This window comes from Enterocloster alcoholdehydrogenati, assembly GCF_013282095.1.
Taxonomy (GTDB): Bacteria; Bacillota; Clostridia; order Lachnospirales; family Lachnospiraceae; genus Enterocloster; species Enterocloster alcoholdehydrogenati.
On record NZ_BLTJ01000009.1, the window covers coordinates 26,095 to 46,677 of the forward strand.

Consider the following 20,583-nt stretch of genomic DNA (forward strand, 5'->3'; position numbering starts at 1 on the left):
TTTATAGATTCGGCGGGCCATCTTTACTTTCTTATTTTTCCAAACTCTTTCTCAGTTCTTCCTTCAGACGCTTAATCTCCTCTTCCTGCTCCCTAAGTCTCTGATCCTTCTCATCCAGCTTTCGTCTCTGTTCATCAATAAACAGCTGGATCATCTTCTGATCTATAATTCCCTCAATGATTCCTCGCAGCTCGTCGACCGTCTGTCCCGGCGTCTTGCCTTCTTCATCGATGACAATATCCGCATATCTCTCATAATAAGGCACCCGCTCATTGTAGAGATCCCTCAGCGTAAAGCCAGGCTTTAAAGCCACTCCGCGGTCTACTACATTTCCGATTCGCTTTTCCATTTCCTCATAGCTCATCTTCAAGTAGACTACCTCGCTGATTTCCTTTAAATGCTTCATGGCCTTTTCGCCGTAGATTACGCTGCCTCCTGGAGCGATTACGGACATCTTCACATCCAGTCCTGCATTGATTGTCTCCTCCACCTTCAGAAAACCGTCCATGCCCTCATCTGCTATGATCTCCTTTAGCAGACGGCCCTCCTTCTCCTGGATCACAATATCCACATCCACAAAGGAAAAGCCAAGCCGCTTGGCGAGAAGCACGCCTACCGTGCTTTTTCCCGAAGACGGCATACCAATCATGGTAATATTGGGTTTCATCTTCCGCGCCTCCTTACCGTTTCTTCTTTCTGACCGGTTTTCTCACCGAGTATCCAAAGCTTCCCAGCTTCTTTCCCAGTTCAAAATACTCGCCGTGGGAGTAGGACACCAGGCCGGAAGTATTAAGGTTGAATCTGCCTTTTTCATCCATGTACTGATTATCAATGGTAACACCCGCGACCTGGGCCAGGAATAAGTCATGGCTTCCCAGTTCTTTCACCTCTGTCACCCTGCATTCAATATTCACAGGGCTCTCCTCGATCCCCGGAGCCTTCACGTATCGGGAAATCTGAGGCGTCAGCCCGGTTTCTTTAAACTTATCTGTATCCCGTCCCGACTTCACGCCGCAGTAATCCGTAGCCCGCACCAACCTCTTATTGACCAGGTTGATTACAAACTCCCCCGTCTCCTTTATGATAGCGTGGGAAAAACGCTCCTTTCGCACGGAAATGGATACCATAGCCGGATCGGAGCAGACGGTTCCGGCCCAGGCTACGGTAATAATATTAGGTTTCTCTCCTTCTCTGCCGCAGCTTACCATCACTGCCGGCACCGGATAAAGCATATTGCCAGGTTTCCAGTATTCTTTGCTCATGAAATAACATCCTTCCTTTCTGATACGCCATTCCGCCCGCATACTGTCAGACCGTCTGTCTGAACATGGATCTGATGCAGCAGTACAGTTCCTACTCCTGCTCTGCCAGCATCAGCTCAGGAATCAGCTGCTTCTTTCGTGAAACTACTCCCGGCAGACGCACCACCGGGCCCGCCGGCTCACCCTCGCCATCCTCTGTCTCTGTATGGAAGGCCTTAGATGCCAGCTGCAGCGCCCCATTTCCCTCGCAGATCAGATCCGTAGACTCGGTCAAAATATTGGTCAGCATGAAAAATACCATATCCAGGCCATTTGCCTGTCTCGCATTTTCCATATAATTCTGGATCCTGGGGCGAATACCTTCCAGCTCTTCCCCGTTTAAAGAAGTGATCTGTCCCACTCCAATCGCGATCTTTCCCGAAGTAAAGCGCTTGAAATCCTGGTAAAAGATTTCCTCATCGCCCTTTCCCTTTAAATTGCTGCCCGCGCCAAACATTTCCATGGCGTACTTCTCAATGTCCACGCCCGCGATATCTGCCAGAGTTCTTGCGGCCATCTCATCCATAGGCGTGCAGGTCGGAGAACGGAATAAAAGCGTATCCGACACAATGGCGCTGCACAGCAGGCCCGCAATCTTTTTCTCCACCTTCACCCCGGCTTCCTGATACATCTGATAAATGATCGTAGCCGTGCAGCCAAGAGGCTGATTGCGGAAAAATACAGGTGACATAGTCTGGATGGTTCCCAGCCTGTGGTGGTCAATGATTTCAAGAATCTCTGCATTTTCGATTCCCGCCACAGCCTGGTTCTTCTCATTATGATCCACTAAAATCACCCGTTTTCCCTTTGCACCCAACAGATTTCTGCGTGAGATCATTCCCAGATACCGTCCATCCTTATCAAGAATCGGGAAATCCCGATGACGCTTGCTGGCCATCACATCCCGGATCTCATCAATATAGTCGTCGCTGTTAAAGGTGATGAGATGTTCTCTTGTCATAAAGTAGCTGATAGGCATACTCTGATTGATGAGACGTGCTGCCGTATAGGTATCATAGGTAGTTGCAATGATGGTGCAGCCGCGCTCCTGCGCGATTTTTTTGATGGTCATGGACACTCCCGCGCCCTCGCATACGATGATGCAGTCCGCTCCCATCTCAATGGCGCAAAGCTGGGACTCGTAGCGGTTTCCCAGGATCACCAGATCATGGGGCTCAATATAAAATTCCATCAGGTCAGGATTAGCCGCCGCGATCAGCACCTTTCCTTTGCTGAAATAAGCATCGGCCCGGCCGATCACCAGATCCGCCTCCAAAGTCTCAATAATATTGGAATACTGGGTGTTTGCCTTTGAAAGGATGCTGCTGTCATAAATATTCATGTAGGTTTTTGTGATATCGCCCACGGTGATGAGTCCCTCCAGCGTGCCGTCCTCCCGCACCGCCGGAATCGTCACCACGTTATTCTCCTGCATAATATTCCAAGCCCGTTTTAAGGAAATGTTATCCGCAACGCCTTTTGTCTTGCGTATCTCAATATCGCGCACCTGCGTCCGCACATCCTCTTCCAGCTGCGGCTCCTCCACACCAAAATAATCCAGCACAAACCGCGTCTCCCCATTGACGTGGCCCGCCCTGGCCGGGATATATTCTTCTCCTGTTACCTTGCTCTTTAAATGAGCATAGCAGACTGCCGAGCAGATGGAATCCGTATCCGGGTTCCTGTGACCGATCACCAGTGTTTTTCTCTTTAATCCCTGATCCATTTTCTCTCCCTCTTTGCCCTGAGAACCTCCTTAACAAGACGCTCCCGTTGTTCTTATGAAATCGCTGCGAAACACTGTATTTTTTTAATGATTCATAATCTATTCACACAACATTCACAATTCGTTCATATTTATTATCTATACTTTTTATATAAACAATAAGTATTCACAATATGGTTTACTGGTAAAATTGCACATAGATTTTTCATAATTGCCCCGGCTGTCTGCAGCCGGGGTCTCCTCATTTCTCAGCGTTTTTCCTGTTTTTTGTGAGTCAAGTATAGCAGATGAGGGTAGGTTTTTCAACCTCTTTATCTCACATAAGATATCTCCCACCCCGCCGCCGGAAGGGCCGTTCCCTCCATGAGCTGTACCGCCTGGCCGCGGGATGTTTTTATTTCCCTGATCTGGCCTTTTTCAAGCTCATAGAGGATACCATCTGCTCCCTTATAGGTCTTTTCCTCTGTCAGGATACGGCCCTTTTCATCGGCCAGCCAGATCCGGTCTCCGATCTTAAAGGGAGCGCAGGAAGCCCCTGCAGGAGCGGCGGCCAGAAGGCCGTTGTAGTACAGGCAGCCGTCCGTAGATTTTCGCCATGCGGCGGCATTTTTCCAGGAGTTCTTCGTTCACCTCTCCCGGCAAAAGACGCCATTTCCAGTTTTTTCCCAGCGTAGACGGCTCGTTGATCCTGGCCTCCGTACCAAGCCCAAGATAATCCTGAACGGGGATCACAGCCAGCCTCGCCGGACTTGCCAGAGCCAGACGGATAAACTGCCAGGGCAGCTCTTTTTGCGGCACGCAAAGGCTGCCGGCGTATTCTCTTGCAAAGCTTTGATCCTTTTCGCTCAGAGAATCAAACCAGCCGGCCAGCGTATCATTGTCATGTGTTCCCGTATAAACTACACAATTTTCGCTGTAATTATGGGGCAGATAGCCGCTGGCCTCCGTATCGTCAAAAGCAAATTCCAATACCTTCATCCCAGGATAGCCGCTGGCCTTAAGCAGCGTGCGAACTTCCTGGGTAAGAAAGCCCAGATCTTCGGCGATCACCGGCAGTTCTGCGCCAAAATGCCTCTCCAGCGCTTCAAACAGCGAGATCCCCGGCCCCTTCTCCCAATGGCCGAATTCCGCCGTTGGATCGCCGTATGGTATGGAATAATAAGACTCAAAGCCTCTGAAATGATCCACCCGCACCACATCATACATCCGAAGGCTGTATTCCATCCGCCTAATCCACCACTCATAGCCTGTTTCCCTGTGATATCCCCAGTCATAAAGCGGATTTCCCCAGAGCTGCCCCGTAGCTGCAAAGGCATCGGGCGGACAGCCGGCCACAGCCTTTGGCAGGTTTTCCTCATCAAACTGAAACAGTTCCGGGTGGCACCAGCTGTCCGCCCCGTCAAAAGCTACATAAATGGGTATATCGCCTATGATCCGAATTCCTTTTTCATTGGCGTATGCCTTTAAAGCCTGCCACTGCTCCTCAAACTTGATCTGCTGAAACTCATAAAAGCCAATATCATCCGAGAGCAGCCGTCGGTAGCTTTCCATGGTTTCCGGCTTCCGCAGACGGATATCGCTCTCCCAGAGATACCAGCTCTTAGACTGAAAATGATCCTTAAGAGCCATATAGAAACAGTATTCCCTGGTTTCCCGGATCAGCCTTTCCTCAGAAAGCCTGTGTACCGCCGCCTGGATGCGATCGGTATACTCTGCCTTCCCATTTTCCTCCCCCTCATCCCCAGCCATGTTCCGTTTCCACCGTTCATAGGCCTTTCTTAAAAGAGGGAAGCGTTCATAATAGATCCTGTCATAGGAAATATACCGTCTCGACGGTCCAAAATCCGCCTGGTCACATTCCTCCTTTGTCAGCAGTCCTTCCGCGATCAGCTGCTCCAGGTCGATAAAATAGGGATTGCCCGCAAAAGCTGAAAAGGACTGGTACGGAGAATCCCCGTATCCCGTCGGCCCAAAGGGCAGCACCTGCCAATACCCCTGTCCTGCCCGTTTTAAAGCGTCTGCCCATTCATATGCTTCCTTTGAAAATGCCCCGATGCCGTATGGCGACGGCAGGCTGGCTACCGGAAGCAGGATACCACATTCCCGCATATTCGATCCCCCTTATTTTTGATGATACTTCTGGTATGCACGATCTGCATCTATCTCTGGTCTTCTGTCTTATCCTACTCGTCCCCGCCGCGATACTCCCCTGGCGTCATCCCATATTTCCTGCGAAACAGCCGGTTAAAGTAGGAGACATTCCCAAACCCGCACCGAGCTGCGATCTCTGTCACTGTATCCGAAGTAGTCCTAAGAAACCCTCCTGCCCTGAAAAGCCGGTAATCATTCAAAAAGTTCACAAAAGACTGTCCCGTATACTGCTTAAAGTATTTCATAAAATGAGACTGACTGTAAAAGCACAGTCCCGCCGCCTGTCCTGTATCAAGCGGTTCCCCATAATGCTCCTCAATATAACCCAGCACCTGCTTGATCCGTTCTCTGGCTTTGCCGGGACGTTTTTCCTGTAAAGGGATACCTGCCTGAAATACCTGATACATAAACTCATACAGCTGCCCCTTTACCGCCAGCTGATATCCCGTTTTCCTCTGCTCCGATACACGGTCAAGAAACGCAATGCACCTTTCAAACTCCCCATAATCCGCCATTCCCCTTCGCCGAAACAGCGGTGCCTTCATCTGCTCTTTGACAAGAGGCCAAAGGAGATATCCGGTACAAAGATCCTCCTCTCCTCCCATCAGAAGGGACAGCCTGAAAATGATATTTTCGTAATCCATCCGCTGTTCTCCGACGCCGCAGATGGAATGAAGCTGTCCGGGAAATATCCCCATGATATCGCCTTCCTCCACCTCATACTCCACCCGATCCACTGTTACTCTTCCATGCCCTTTTTTTATAGAAAGAATCTCCATCTCCTCATGCCAGTGAAGAGCTACATTTTTAAAATCTCCTGGAATGGAACAGGGATAAATGTTAAACGGAAATTCCCTTTGTCCATGGATTTTGGTCTCATGATACTCCGCAGATTCCATTTTTCCCCTGTCTTTCATCACGTTTTCCCCTTCCCTGTATACATGATGCAGGCTCCTGCAGACCACGGCTTCAGGCTGGCGCTTCGCAGCTCTCCCGTCACGCAGCGTGCATATACCGTATGAACAACGCTTTTTTTGTTTTGATCATATTGTACTATATTCCGCTGTCATTCTGCAAGAAAATTTCACCCGGCCATAGTAAAATGTACCTTAACCTGCAAATACCTGCTCCATGCAGAAAGGAAGATCTTATATGACCAAAAAAGAACTGGAAATCGCTCTGCGCAGCGCCTGTCCCCGGTCTGTCGCTGAGTGTACCAATGAAGAACTTTATACCGCCCTGCTTTCCATTTCCCAGCAGGCTGCCCGCGAAAAAAAGTCATCTCAGGGGAAGAAAAAACTCTACTACATTTCCGCGGAATTTCTTATAGGAAAGCTTCTGTCCAACAACCTGATCAATCTTGGTCTTTACGAACCGGCAAAGGAAATCCTTCTGGAAAACGGAAAATCTCTGGCGGCTATCGAAGAAACAGAACCGGAGCCATCTCTTGGAAACGGCGGACTGGGCCGGCTGGCAGCCTGCTTTCTGGACTCCATTGCAACTTTGGGATTAAATGGAGACGGGATCGGCTTAAATTACCATTTCGGCCTTTTTAAGCAGCTCTTTAAGGATAACAAGCAGAGCGAGGAGCCAAACCCCTGGATTCAGGAGGTCTCATGGCTTACCAAAAGGGATGTGACCTACAAAATACCTTATAAAAATTTCACCCTGACCTCCCGGATGTACGATATTGAAGTCACCGGCTATAACGGCCGTACCAACTGCCTTCATCTTTTCGATGTGGAAACCGTGGACGAATCCATTGTATCAGAAGGCATTTCCTTTGACAAAACGGATGTGGCAAAAAACCTTACCCTTTTTCTCTACCCCGATGACAGCGACCGTGCCGGACAGATCCTGCGGATCTACCAGCAGTATTTCATGGTAAGCAACGCGGCCAGACTGATCCTGTCGGAAGCGGCGGCCAGAGGCTCCAACTACCACGATCTGCCCGAATATGCTGTGATCCAGATCAATGACACACACCCAACCATGGTGATCCCTGAGTTGATCCGCCTGCTGATAACAGATCATGGTATGGAAATGAATGAGGCTATCGATGTGGTAAGCCGCACCTGCGCCTATACCAACCACACCATTCTGGCCGAGGCTCTGGAGACCTGGCCCATGGAATTTTTCAGGGAAGCCGTGCCTCAGCTGATTCCCATTATGGAAGTGCTGGACGATAAGATCCGCAGGAAATTTGACGATCCCTCCGTCTATATCATTGACAAAGAGGATCGAGTGCACATGGCCCATATAGATATCCACTATGGTTTCAGTGTAAACGGTGTGGCGGCCCTGCACACAGAAATTTTAAAAAACACGGAGCTTCACAATTTTTATCAGCTGTATCCTGAGAAGTTCAACAATAAGACAAACGGCATTACCTTCCGCCGGTGGCTGCTTTACTGCAATCCCCAGCTGACGGATTTCATCTCACGCTTTATCGGAAACGGCTTTAAAACGGATGCCTCCGAACTGGAAAAGCTGGATCAGCCTGCAATCTCCTGCAATCTAAAACATTTATACCGCCTGCTTTCCATCAAAGAACAGAAAAAAGCGGAACTGGCACAATATTTAAAGGAAACCCAGGAAATTGTGATTGATCCCGATTCCATTTTCGATATCCAGATCAAACGCCTCCATGAGTACAAACGCCAGCAGCTAAATGCCCTGTACCTGATACACAAATATCTGGAAATAAAAAAAGGCCGCAGGCCTTCCACTCCCATTACCGCTATTTTCGGCGCCAAGGCGGCTCCCGCCTATGTGATCGCCAGGGATATTATTCATCTGATCCTCTGCCTGCAGCAGATCATCCAGTCCGATCCTGAGGTACGTCCCTATCTCAATGTAGTGATGGTAAGCAACTATAACGTCACTCTGGCGGAAAAACTGATCCCGGCCTGCGACATCTCCGAGCAGATCTCCCTTGCTTCTAAAGAAGCCAGCGGTACCGGCAATATGAAGTTCATGCTGAACGGAGCCGTTACACTTGGAACCGACGACGGGGCCAATGTGGAGATCCACCAGCTGGTAGGCGATTCCAATATCTACATCTTCGGCGATTCCAGCGATACCGTCATCAGCCGGTACAGAAAAGGAGATTACTGTTCCCGTTTCTACTATGAGAACTCTCCAGAGCTGAAAGAAGCCGTGGATTTCATTCTGAGCAAAGAGATGCTCTCCGCAGGTGATGCGGAATGTCTCACCCGCCTTTACAATGAACTTTTAAACAAAGACTGGTTCATGACCTTCCCGGATTTCAACGCATACTGCCAGGTAAAGGAAAAGGCCCTGTCTGATTACGAGGACCGTGCTTCCTGGGCCAGAAAAATGCTGGTAAATATCAGCCGGGCCGGATATTTCTCCTCTGACCGGACCATAAACGAGTATAACCGGGATATCTGGAAACTTTAACCCTCCTGCCGGTTCTGTCTAAAAAACTCCGGGAAGTTCCTTTTACCAAACGCTGCGGTTCTGAAAATGGCACTTCCCGGAGTTTTCCATATCCGTCTCTTTTCATCCCTCTTCCCCCGAAGAAAGGCCTCAGTCTCCGGAAGCCTCTCTGGGAATGTCCTGATCCAGAATCTCTCCTGCAATTTCTCTGTCCTGCTGAATCTGCTGTCCGTATTTTCTCAGGCTGCAGAGCCGCTCTCCAAAGGCGGCAAGTACGGTCTGTACATCCTGCGCCAGCTCCTCTGCCGGCGAAAGCCATTCATTATTCACTACAAGGATCTCCATTTGATACCGATGGCAGAACTGTTCAAACCATTCATAGCCAAACCGTACAAACCGATCCCTTCCGGTAATCACGATGGTTTTTACCTGCCCCGCCATGACCATTTCCAAAAGACCGTTCCAGGCCTCTCTTTTATAGTCCAGTCCGCTTCCGTACTCCTCAATGCACTTCTCTACAATCATACCTCTGGCGTTGCAGAAAGTCTTTAAAAATGCAGTCTGGGCCATCAGTTCCCGCCTCCGGTTCCTGGATGATACCCTGGCATAGATCACCACCGCCCGTTCATCTTTCTCCGTGTGGATCCCCTGAAACGCACGGTACTGCTCTTCCGTATAATACCGCCGATTGGTAGGCGTCCGCTTCGCCTGCAGTACGCCTTCCCTATCCCATCTCTGTAATGTTTTCACCGACACGCCTAACCGTGCAGCAAACTCTTTTGGTTTGTAATTTGTGGTCTTCGTTGTATCCATAGCTTTTCCCTCTTCTTGGTTACAGTCTAACACAAATTTACATAAATATCACTACTCTTTCAGAGAAATTTACATATTTTTACAATATTTTTTATGCTGGTGTATCTCTGCAAGGATCCTGACTGTTCCCCACCCCACTATCGTTCCTGCAACATTGGTTGCAATATCATCAATCTGGAAGAATCCTCTGGCCGTCACAAGCTGCATTCCCTCAATCAGCCCGCTTATTGCCAGCCCTGCTGAAGCACAGTACCATCCATTCCGAAACCGCCCATGCAGCAGCGGCAGCAGGATCCCCAGCGGAATAAACATCAAAATGTTCTCAATCACATAGGCTCTGGATACAGCACTCTCCCCCCATGTATCAAACAGCCCCAGATCCATTCCGCTCCTGCTTCCCGGCTCCCGTGAAAAGAAAGCAGTCTGAAAGATTACCGTGGTATATATCCCTATCAGAAACACCGCCGTTTTTCTGACGCGCTGCCGACTGCTTTCTGCTTTACTGGCCCGCTCTTCTTTAGCGGATCTTTGCTCTCTTCCGGCATACCATTCCCACGCTGAACAGACGCACAGCGCCATCAGACCGAAACACATCCCAAGCGGCAGATATGATATAGGTTCCTGCATATCTTTACAAATATTAAATATAATATCCATTACACGGTTATCAATCGGAACAGCGTCCCAGCTGCGTATCCCCTTGGTTTATTGCATTCTATTCGCACAGTTTTTAGCAGCTGATATCGTTTTCCAAACATCTCCTTATATTTTAACAGCGGTTCACACTGCGCAGAAATCTTTTGAACGCTTTCTTACAAATCCTCAAACAGCTTCTCCTTATACACTCCGTTTTTGATCAGCTGTTCAAAGGATTTCACTACAAATTCCTTATCTTCCTTATAGGTCACGCCAAACCATTTGTCATTAGATTCCAGAACACGAACCGATGCCTGTCCCTTCTGAAGCAGTTCATCGATATATATAGGAAGAAGGTACTCTGCCTTTAAAATATCCTTTTCATTGTGCTTCTTAAAAAACTCCTCAAAACCACGCTCAAGCATCTCCAGAAATTCCGGAGTCAGGCCCCACATATTCATGGAAACGTAAGAATCTGCATCCACCGGGATACGAACGCCGTCTGTCTCTACTGCGGCTCCCTCTGCCGTCTTTACAATATTAGAAGTCTCGTGAACTGCTGTCAGATACTCTTTTTCATCGGTCTCACAGATACCTCTCGTCACTGCCCCGTTTTCACTCAATGTATTCTTAAGAATAAAGCCTGCCATGCAGAATGCATGGGGCTTTTCCGGTGAATACTGGATCAGGAAATCGTGAAGCTTCACAAAGGCCTCTTTCCCGTAATAATCATCAGCGTTGATCACGGCAAACGGCTCGTGGAGCACATTGCGGCAGGCAAGAACAGCCTGTCCTGTTCCCCAGGGCTTTGTGCGCTCTGCCGGGCAGGAGACTCCCTTCGGAAGATTCTCTCGCTCCTGATAGGCATATGCGATCTCCACTCCCAACTTCCCACAGATCTTCTCGATCCGATCGCCTATGGCCTCTCTGAAAGCCTCCTCTATATCCTTTCGGATAATAAATACGATCTTGTCAAATCCAGCTGCGATCGCGTCATGGATGGAATAATCCATGATGATCTCTCCATTCATTCCTACAGGCGCCAGCTGCTTGATCCCTCCGCCAAACCGGGAACCAATCCCGGCAGCCATAATTACTAATGCGGTTTTCATACTTGTGTTCTCCTTTGTCTTTTTAGCTAATTTTTATAAAGTAGAGCGCAAAACCATAAATAATTTTGTCCCTATCTCTACATCACCTTAAAAAATTTATATTTTATAGTATACCTATCGAAACGCTCTTAAATATGAACTCACATTACTTGCCTTGTTTTATGTAACACACCACTTTATAACCTTTATATTTTTTAAAGCACCACTGTTTATTTGTATTGCTGATCCTTACTTATCGTCTAACAACTAATCCCTCACTAATGCGCCTATCATACATATTAACAACATTACTTTTATTTACAAGACATAACTTAATTTATTTGTTTCACAGATCGTTTTCCAAAAAAACATCGGCAGTACCTGTTAACAGCTAACGTGCACACACACAGTAGACCTATTTCAAAGCAGTAGACCAGTAAACAGAGCAGAGTTCTACGCAGGTTATTTACTGACAAAAAAGATAGAAATCCTATTTTTTGAAACAGCAAATTAATCATCCCACGAATTCGATCATGAAGTAAATAAAAGATAAATGTATTTTGTCCACAAAACAAAACCAATTGATTTGGTGTAATCATATTCGATACACTGATTAATGCCGCAACTCCGGAAAATGTCAATACATACCATATACCATCCGGCAATACATATAAATTAATGTTAGCTGTTTCGTGAAAGCACACTGCAGATATAGCTACAAGAACAGCATACGAGAATACTAGAAACCACCTATTTTTTTGATTTTTTATACATTCAGTAAATTTCTCGCAATTTTGTAGACAATATCCGCATACAGAAAAAAACATACATACAAAAATAATATGCATATACCAATACGGAATCGTTTTCATGAAAAACTTAGTATACAAAATAGATGCTTCACAAAGTACTGCTGATACTAAAAACATTTTTTTTCGAGAGAGGAACTTACACATTACATACAGGGGAATTTCTGACAGAAATAAAACATATGTAAACCAAAGAACATCTCCTTGGCCACGTTGCTGACGAAGAAGAACACTCAAATCTCCCAGCCACTGTTGAATCGAATACCCTCCCTTGAGCAATGTTCCCATGTCTGTCGTATAAATAACAGAAAAAATAATCGTTGGAATCAAAATCGTGCTGATTCTTTTTTTTAGAAAAGATCCAAAATTATTTTTCACATGGAATGTGTATCCACTCATAAAGAAAAATCCTGTTAGAAAAATAGGTTTAAAAATGTACTCTGCATAACTTGGAACATACTCCATATGTGAAATCATTACCAACGATATACAAATAAATTTTGCTATATCCACCCACATAATTCGTGTTTTTCGTTGTATTCCGGAATCTTCCAATCTTTTTCCAGTCATTTTCTAATAACTACCATCCCTTCATATCTTGCTGGTACAATTATCGTACCATCAGAAGCAATAAATGGTGCATCTACAGCGCTGTCCACACAAAAGTCCAGCATAAGCTTTGGAATTTCCAAATTTTCTATATCGATTACAGAAATTCTTCCGGTTAGTGCATATGAAACAACCAGAACTCCATCACGGTAATTTGGAACACCCTTCAGAGGTAAATTATGTATGTTTACCTTTTCAGAAGCTGTTGTCAAATCCATCCCATTAGAAATATCCAACAATCGGTAACCATTCTGTGTAATCGCAAGAATTTGGTTATCCCTCGCATAAGTAAATCCTCCCGTGGACGTATAGAACGACGTATCATTGATCTGATTGTACTCGTATGTTCCATCTTCGTGAAACAGCAACTCTGAGATTCCTGCGGCTGTGGTAAGATAGATTGCATTTTTATTCGTATTAACTCCCTGGCAGACATTTCGATAATATGCTGCACCATTTTTCAGATACTCAACCACTTGAATATTGGTCGGATCAGATACATCTAGTAAAATAAAAAGATTTAATCTGCTAGTTACCACTGCATATTTCCCATCCGTAGAAACACCAATTTGATTACATACACTTGCTCTGTTTGGTTCAGAAAGAGCACTACCTCCCAATTTCGTAATTTCCATTTCTGAAATCTGATAAATACCAATTCCATCTACACTCTCTGCCGTAAAAATCTTATCTCCTATAATTTTCAGATCTCTAACAGCTGAATGAGTCTGCATAAAATTCACCGTTTTGAACTCTTTGTCTAAAACCACCATCCCATCAGATGTTCCAGCATAATAATATGTTCCATATTCCGCAATAGCAAATACCTGCCCTTTTTCCAGGGGAATCACCTCAATTCCATCTATCAGGAATTCACTGTAGACAAATTGACCTTCCTCAGAAAAATCAAATGATTCTTTTTCCTCTGCTGTCTTTGCATAGTGTGCTTCTACAACATGAACTCCCATAAGTTCGTCGGTAATGTAAAGAACTCCATTCCCTACAGAAACCGAGGTAATGGGAGATTGCATCTTCTGTGCTTTGTCGTAGGGAAATACAGTGCATTCTTCATTAAACTCTCGGTAATAAATACTTTTTCTATCTACGCAAAGAGTAATATGTTGGATTTCGATCGGTGCTTCTGGATTCTTAATGTCATAAACATACAGGCCGTTATAAAGATCTGAAAAATACACAAGATTTTCAACTACCATTACATTCCAGTAGTCTTTACCAATCTCATAGTACCTTCCGTCTGCACGAATTGTAGTTATTTCCTTTGGATTTTCTGGGTTCGCAATATTAAACAATGAAATTCCGTTGCCCGTACCATATCCAAAGTCTGTTGAATCTAATGCACTATTTTTGTTGGAATGGAATCCAGTAGATGCAACAAGAATATCTCCACTAACTTTTAGTCCATATGTATTGCCATCAGTATTTACATACCCCATATACTTAGGATAATAAATATTTCTTACATCATACACCTCAATTCTCTGCGTTCCCCAGACCCCTGCGTAAAGATAACCATTATGCACTGTACAGTCTATTCGTTCACTTGGCTCTGAAGATTTCATACAAGAGACAAACTCTGGATTGGATGGAATTGAGATATCATATATCTCAATTCCATAATAACGACTTGCAACAAATAAATACTTCCCGCAAACATCCATACCTGAAGCTAATTCTAATGTATCAATATGTCCAATAATCATCGGATTTTGAGAATCATGAACATCAATAAGATATACTCCATATTCACGGCTAGCTACTATCAGTGTATTCCTATCTTCGTTCAGCATTACTCGACGTACAGTACCTAATCCAGTAACAGCAGATATAGGAGTAAGCTCCTGATCCTTGCCAATCCGTATAACATCTACACGATCAAGAGAACCAACATATAACAGATTTCTATTCAAAACTGAATCTACAGCATTACTTATTTCTAATTCAGGAGTGGACAACTGAGTTCGTATGCAGTTATCATCAATTACAAAACTCCCATGCAAATACTCAGGAAAAGGTTCACTTCCAGATGTCAACAACTGCATATTACTGAGAACAATTCTCTCTTCCCCATCACTACTCCTAACTTTATATGTCACTTTCGAGAAAGACTCCTGCGAACTTAAAGGAATATAATATCCTGTTTTCTGTGCATTTAAGTATATTTCTATAGGTACTGACCGATGATCACTCAGATCATAAGTCGATACAGTAATTACAGAGCTTTTTGCAGCACTTGCTTCAAAATATAATACCATATTAGATGCCTCAACTTGATATCCACGACATTGTATCATATCAATGGAATTTGATATATCTATTCTTCCTTCCACAAATTGTTCTGGAGTCACCAAAACATCAATATTCTCCATTTTCTCATGCAAAGTTGTATTCACACTAGCAGTCAGTTTCATTTTCTGTTCTGCCACCACCGCTTCTCGTTCCAGCTTCTGTTGTTCCATAACTTCTAATAAATAGGCCTCATTATGTTTTTGCTCCAAATCCTCAAAGTATAACAATGCCATGATACCACTTGCAAACAAAACAATAAGCACCCAGACTATTTTTTTTGAAAAATCACGATGCCTCATAACTTTCCTCCAATTTCACTCACGACGACTTATATAAGATATTGCAAAGTCTTTTCCAATTCATTGTGACAATTATAATAGTCACAGCTACAAGTATTCCATACCGAATCAGCCAGTTTTCATAGTTCAAGATCAATACTACAGCCAAGGCACTTTCAATGATTATTGCTAAGTACATAACGCGATGATCATAAATATCTACATAAAGAATATATTTGGTAATTATATAATGAATAATCATCAGAACAAAATAACTAAAGAATGTCGTATACCCTGCCGCAATAAATCCATACTTGGGAATGAAAATAACATTTAGGATAATATTAAGGGTCGCAGCAATTACCGTTCCCATACCTATATAAGTTGTCTTCTTTAAATGAAGTTCAATATGCTCATAATTTCCATATATAAATTTACATACCAATCCAAGCACAATCGGTGCCACTACCCATTTACCAGACAGATAATCTTCACCACCTAAAATCCACATGGCCTCCGGTGCCACTGCAATACATCCAATTCCCAGATAGCAACCCAAAAGAATCAGGGGATTCAGGTTCTTTCGAATCTTTATAAAATCCCTTTTCTTATATGAATCATGGAACCATGGAAGCCATGCCTGACCAATAGAATCTAAAATGAGACTTACCAAAATTGAAAGCTGATATGCAATAGTATAAACTGCCGTACTCTCTGTACCGCAGACTTTTGTGATCACAACACGATCAGATTGAACTAGTATACTGAGTGAGACACTATTCAAAACCAACGGAAGAGAAATGAGCAATCCATATTTAGTAAATTCCCAGTTTGCCACCACATTGTGCTTACGAAATGCATTCCACCACAGAGCGATAGAAAGCAAAATAGTCGGAAAAACGATACCTATAATTCGCCCCAGATATCTTTCCTCTGGGAACACAAATAACAATCCAATAGAACATAAAACCGAAACTACTGTTGTATATAGTGAAATAAAAATATTCTCTTTGTATCGGTATTGATATTTAAATTTTGCTTGATATAAAGCAATAGTAGGCGCAAACACCAAATAAACAGCAAGAATTAACACAATATTTTTCGGAAGATCCAACAAATTCGATAGCTGACTACAAAATATAGTACCGGTTACTGCGAAGATAAGACTCATTATAAGGGAAAGTACCTGCATACAACCTACATATTGATCCAAACGTTCCGTATAATCTAACTTAGCTCGTCCGATACTATATGTCAGATTCAAAGAGCAAAAAGTTAATAAAAGTGTATACCATGAGGTAAAGGTTGCAGTAATTCCATAATCCTGTTGGGTCATAATTCTTGTAAAAATAGGTGTTGTCAATACAAGAATCGCTTTTGTTGCTACATTGGAGACTGTATACCATGCTCCCGCACGAAATGCCTTTTTATCAATATTATTTTCCCCTTTAGCCATAATTACTCCTTCTCTGTACTTTCTAAATAAGATTTCAGAATTTTCAAACTCCGTTCCCGTTTTTGCCTAATCAGAGTATTTATAGTACTGTAATCTAGTGGCTTTGCAATTAATACATCCACATTCATCCCGTTATGGTCTGTAATATTTAGCCATTGCCCAAGCGATTCCATTCTAGAGAAATTAGCACGGTTATAATAAAAAACTTCCTTCTCAAAATATAGTGAAAATAGCAAACCGTGATAAGATGCTGAAAACACATAGCGCGCAAATTCCACTAATCCCAAGAATTCTTCAATTCGTTCCGGCTGAATGGATTCCACATCCGCTTTCTTTTTTCCATAATTGATGTATTTGACAGGAATATGATATTTTTTCCCCATACGAATAGCATCCTTCAGAATTTTTTCCTCTGGATCACAAAAGTACACCAAAATATAATCTTGATATATTGGCTTTACAGCCATATTGTGCCAGTAATCACTCTCCCATAGCATAGTAGGGTCAGCAACTACATCCACTTTCATTTGATAAAACTCCTTAATCCACTCCGCAACAAGCTCTTCTCGCACACCAATATGATCAAATTTCTTAATTTCTCTGCCTATTGATTCCACTTTCTCATCCATCCATTTTAATCCTGCTGAAGATCCAAAGGCTATTCTTTTTTTTTTCGGTTCTACAAAATCTAAGAAATAAGACATATCATTTCCAGTCACATTCAACCCCCAAACAATATCGCTACCTACAACAAATGTATCAAAGTCAAAATTGACATCACCAATAGTCTGGCGGGTAAACGTTTGCGTTAGCTTTACATTTTCAGCAAAAAACTGATTAAATACTTTTGCCTTTCTGTGAATAACTGGTGTATATTTCATTTTTCTGTAAAACATACGCAAGCTTTTTACTGGACCAGTCATAAACTCTCGATTTTCTATTGCCTCACATCGATAATCAATAATGCTGATATCATATCCCATTTCACGAATTTTAGAATACAAGCCATAAGTCTGCAAAGCTGATCCAAAATTAGTTGTATGGTGGATTGTTAAAAGCCCTATTCTATTTGACATTTTTGATCTCCCTTTTCTATATATTTATCAATATGATCTCCATGCCAAGAAAAATACTCACTCAAAACCATTAGAACAAAAAAATAGTTCAATGATGACGGCACTTCGCTAACCATAGTGATCTCTAATCCTAAAATTCCCGCAAGCATGGCACACTTCAATTTTGAAGAAGAATATTTCTTAAAAAAACGTACTGCAAATACCAGAATCAGCACAAACAATGCTAAATCAACAATACCACCTTCTACACAGTGCTGCAAAAAATCATTGTGTACATACGATGTACTCGTTGCATACTGTCCCCTTGAAACATTGGCCATCGCATAACCGTATCCAAACAATGGTTTTTGTAAAAATGTTAATATGGCATTATTCCAAATCACGAGGCGCCCCGTCATTGTCATTGACTCCCCTAGCAAATTTTCAAAAATAAATTTCATATAATCAAAGTTTTGAAGAAAAACAATAGCAAAATTATAAATTACCAAAATGATTACATACACTGTTGCAGGAATCTTATCAAACTTGATTCGATAAAACACAGCATATAATACCAAGAAGATTACCATACCCAATATTGCTGTAGAAACTGACTCCTTTAGAATAAAAAAACTATTGATTAAAATAACAAGACTTGCATATCTTTGAAATCTTCGTCTATCCTGTCCTTTGGTATATGCCGCAACAAATATTACCATAATAAGCATCATAGGGAATGAAATAATCGTAAAATTTGTTCTTTGGCCAAACAAATATGTATTAAACACCATTCCATTACCAGCCAGTAAATTAAGCACCGTGTAAATCGTAAACATCAATGCAATTGTTCTGCACATACTTTTAGCATTTTTATTCAATTGATAATCGACAAGGAGACACACAATCGCTGCACCAAGCGTATTGCGAATCAAAGGGGTGCTAAATCCACCTTTATAAACAGTCAACAAAAACATATAAGCCTCTCGGACTATTACTATAGTCGTAACTACTGAAGGTCTGTAGCGATAACACGCTACCTTTAAAACAATACATACGCATGATAACACAAACCACATATCAAAAAGACTGCTGATCACCCTATATTCCGAAAAACCCGGTAATTTAAAAAAAGGGATCAACAAGAACAAATTTATAAGTAATTTCTTTGATATTTTCATTTTTCACATCCTTGCCTGTTAATATCAACGAACATTTAATTTACTGGGATATTTATGCTTATTCTTTATCCTTTATCCCTTTAACTATTATTTTATCAATAGCAGAACAGAGTACAGATTCTGTTTTAAGCAAAATAACGTCTATTTTAGTGGCCGTTATATCATATAATGGATATAAAAATTTCTTTTCTACACGACTAATTAGCAAATCAATTCCCCAGCAAACTATAAATACCAATGCTACCGCTACAATGGAGAAAGGGAAAAAAACGGCCGTTTCCAAGTAGCGCGACCCGCGGAAAAGTTTCTCAAATGGTGATACTGTGCTGTGCAGAATATAAATACCAAAAGTTGCTTTTCCCCAGCTATTAATCAGCATAGACTGTATTTTTATCTGTTTGCACCCCAAAAACAAGCATAGGCTTGCGACAAAAACAGGAAGATACCAGTTTGCTGTAAAATAGTAAATATGATCTCTAGCAACAGCAAAATACTGACCTAAGAATTTCAAACTTTGGACAGAACACCAAAGTCCAAATATCAGAATTGTAAATGTCAGAAAACACTTGTGGGAACTTATCGTTATCTCTGCTAGATAAATTCGAATATAGGCCGCCACACTATATAGATATATAAACCAAGCAAATCTGGACACCCAAATTTCTTCTAGTGTTATCATCGATAAAATGGTAAACAACACCCCTATAACCAAAAGCATCCGGAAATAATCTTCCTGCGGTAGTTTCATTAGCATCGTATTCAAAAACGGACTTAGCAGCAACAATCCAAGATGCATACTGACGTACCAATATTTCATCGTCAGAATTGGGAATAAATCTCTAATCCACTGCATCCCACTGTTGTTCGTATATCCAATACAGCCAAGCATACACACCGTTACAATTCCGTAAAGAAAAACCTTAGAATATAAATAAAAAATTTTTTTGGTGGAAAATTGCTTTTTGATCAAAAAATATCCACTGATTAACACAAAACAATTAACGCCTATTGTTCCAAATATGCGCATTAAATTCAGATACAATTCGTTTGGTGCCCAAACAAATATATCACTTTTGGCTGTCATTGCATCTCCCAAATGCTGGAATAAAATCATAATCATAGCTATGCAACGTAATAACTCAAAATTTGTACTTCTTTTTCCTACGTTAATTCTCTCATCCATCCTTTTTACCCCAAAAGTATTGTTTCAATGCCTCTTTATCTTCCCGATCCCATGGTCTGTCTTTACAAGTTTCTGCACGTCTCGCCGCCAATTCAGAAAGAAATCCAATTACCTTTGCAGGATTTCCGCCTACAATTGCACCCTCCGGAACATCCTTTGTAACTACGCTCCCCGCAGCTACCACTGCATTAGGGCCAATTTTAATATTATACAGTAAAGTAACATTGGCTCCAATAACACAATTATCCAGTATTTGAATTTTTCCCATATAAAATTGATTATCTCCACAGGGGTATTGGGGATCATTCATGTCCCTGAGCATAGACTGGATTACATCATGTGTAATAAAGCGCACATTGGCCGCGATATTCACGTTACGACCGATGGATACCAATTGGGGTTCACTTGGAATCGAAAATGGCTGGTACATCCCACCCTCTCCATATGAATGAAATATATTCCATTTTCGTAACAGATCCGCTCTTTTTCTACTATTATTGCCGCTTTTTAAAAACAGCCGCAGAGACAGTATACCTTTATTATTCAAAACTCGATGCCTTTTCACGTTTATACATCCTCCCTTAGGCT

16 protein-coding genes are annotated in these 20,583 nt (G+C 42.7%); 1 reads left to right on the forward strand and 15 read right to left on the reverse strand.

Annotated elements, in window-relative coordinates; translation table 11 throughout:
- Positions 1–31: 31 nt before the first annotated feature.
- The 5 genes from HW447_RS11350 to HW447_RS11370 all read right to left on the reverse strand — a co-directional run bounded on the left by HW447_RS11350 (position 32) and on the right by HW447_RS11370 (position 6,095).
- Positions 32–667: a shikimate kinase gene (locus tag HW447_RS11350; protein WP_176255384.1), complete on the reverse strand. Its 636-nt coding sequence runs from the start codon at positions 665–667 to the stop codon at positions 32–34.
- Between the two features lie 13 nt (positions 668–680).
- Positions 681–1,262: a flavin reductase family protein gene (locus HW447_RS11355; protein WP_176255385.1), complete on the reverse strand. Its 582-nt coding sequence runs from the start codon at positions 1,260–1,262 to the stop codon at positions 681–683.
- 91 nt (positions 1,263–1,353) lie between these two features.
- Positions 1,354–3,027 carry a putative manganese-dependent inorganic diphosphatase gene (locus HW447_RS11360; RefSeq protein WP_176255386.1) on the reverse strand — a complete coding sequence of 558 codons (1,674 nt, stop codon included), beginning with the start codon at positions 3,025–3,027 and terminating at the stop codon, positions 1,354–1,356.
- A gap of 513 nt (positions 3,028–3,540) precedes the next feature.
- A complete protein-coding gene (gene malQ / locus HW447_RS11365; RefSeq protein WP_176255387.1) occupies positions 3,541–5,136 on the reverse strand; it encodes a 4-alpha-glucanotransferase in 1,596 nt (531 codons plus the stop codon).
- Positions 5,137–5,210: 74 nt separating this feature from the next.
- Positions 5,211–6,095, reverse strand: coding sequence for an AraC family transcriptional regulator (locus tag HW447_RS11370; RefSeq protein WP_176255388.1), 885 nt, complete (start codon positions 6,093–6,095; stop codon positions 5,211–5,213).
- A gap of 235 nt (positions 6,096–6,330) precedes the next feature.
- On the opposite strand from HW447_RS11370, the gene HW447_RS11375 reads away from it, so the two are divergent.
- Positions 6,331–8,601, forward strand: a complete 2,271-nt coding sequence (locus tag HW447_RS11375) for a glycogen/starch/alpha-glucan phosphorylase (protein WP_176255389.1) — start codon at positions 6,331–6,333, stop codon at positions 8,599–8,601.
- Between the two features lie 129 nt (positions 8,602–8,730).
- Here the strand turns inward: HW447_RS11375 and HW447_RS11380 are convergent, their stop codons facing one another.
- The 10 genes from HW447_RS11380 to HW447_RS18135 all read right to left on the reverse strand — a co-directional run bounded on the left by HW447_RS11380 (position 8,731) and on the right by HW447_RS18135 (position 20,425).
- The gene (locus HW447_RS11380) at positions 8,731–9,393 is read right to left on the reverse strand and encodes an IS607 family transposase (RefSeq protein WP_176255390.1); all 663 of its coding nucleotides are present in this window, start codon (positions 9,391–9,393) and stop codon (positions 8,731–8,733) included.
- A gap of 69 nt (positions 9,394–9,462) precedes the next feature.
- Positions 9,463–10,050: a VanZ family protein gene (locus HW447_RS11385; protein ID WP_308464085.1), complete on the reverse strand. Its 588-nt coding sequence runs from the start codon at positions 10,048–10,050 to the stop codon at positions 9,463–9,465.
- A gap of 155 nt (positions 10,051–10,205) precedes the next feature.
- Positions 10,206–11,141, reverse strand: a complete 936-nt coding sequence (locus tag HW447_RS11390) for a nucleotidyltransferase family protein (RefSeq protein WP_176255392.1) — start codon at positions 11,139–11,141, stop codon at positions 10,206–10,208.
- A 311-nt stretch (positions 11,142–11,452) separates the two neighbouring features.
- Complete coding sequence (locus HW447_RS11395) at positions 11,453–12,499, reverse strand: acyltransferase family protein (protein ID WP_176255393.1); 1,047 nt, start codon at positions 12,497–12,499, stop codon at positions 11,453–11,455.
- The gene (locus HW447_RS11400) at positions 12,496–15,144 is read right to left on the reverse strand and encodes an LVIVD repeat-containing protein (protein ID WP_176255394.1); all 2,649 of its coding nucleotides are present in this window, start codon (positions 15,142–15,144) and stop codon (positions 12,496–12,498) included. Before HW447_RS11400 ends, HW447_RS11395 begins: the two co-directional genes overlap by 4 nt.
- A gap of 19 nt (positions 15,145–15,163) precedes the next feature.
- On the reverse strand, positions 15,164–16,579 hold the full coding sequence (locus HW447_RS11405) for an oligosaccharide flippase family protein (protein ID WP_176255395.1): 1,416 nt from the start codon (positions 16,577–16,579) through the stop codon (positions 15,164–15,166).
- A gap of 2 nt (positions 16,580–16,581) precedes the next feature.
- A complete protein-coding gene (locus tag HW447_RS11410) occupies positions 16,582–17,655 on the reverse strand; it encodes a polysaccharide pyruvyl transferase family protein (RefSeq protein WP_176255396.1) in 1,074 nt (357 codons plus the stop codon).
- Positions 17,640–18,812 (reverse strand): O-antigen ligase family protein, encoded by a 1,173-nt coding sequence (locus HW447_RS11415; protein WP_176255397.1) that lies wholly within the window; start codon positions 18,810–18,812, stop codon positions 17,640–17,642. The genes HW447_RS11410 and HW447_RS11415 overlap by 16 nt, the downstream gene beginning before the upstream one ends.
- Positions 18,813–18,870: 58 nt before the next feature.
- The gene (locus HW447_RS11420) at positions 18,871–19,995 is read right to left on the reverse strand and encodes an acyltransferase family protein (RefSeq protein ID WP_176255398.1); all 1,125 of its coding nucleotides are present in this window, start codon (positions 19,993–19,995) and stop codon (positions 18,871–18,873) included.
- On the reverse strand, positions 19,988–20,425 hold the full coding sequence (locus tag HW447_RS18135) for an acyltransferase (RefSeq protein WP_176255509.1): 438 nt from the start codon (positions 20,423–20,425) through the stop codon (positions 19,988–19,990). The genes HW447_RS11420 and HW447_RS18135 overlap by 8 nt, the downstream gene beginning before the upstream one ends.
- Positions 20,426–20,583 lie beyond the last annotated feature (158 nt).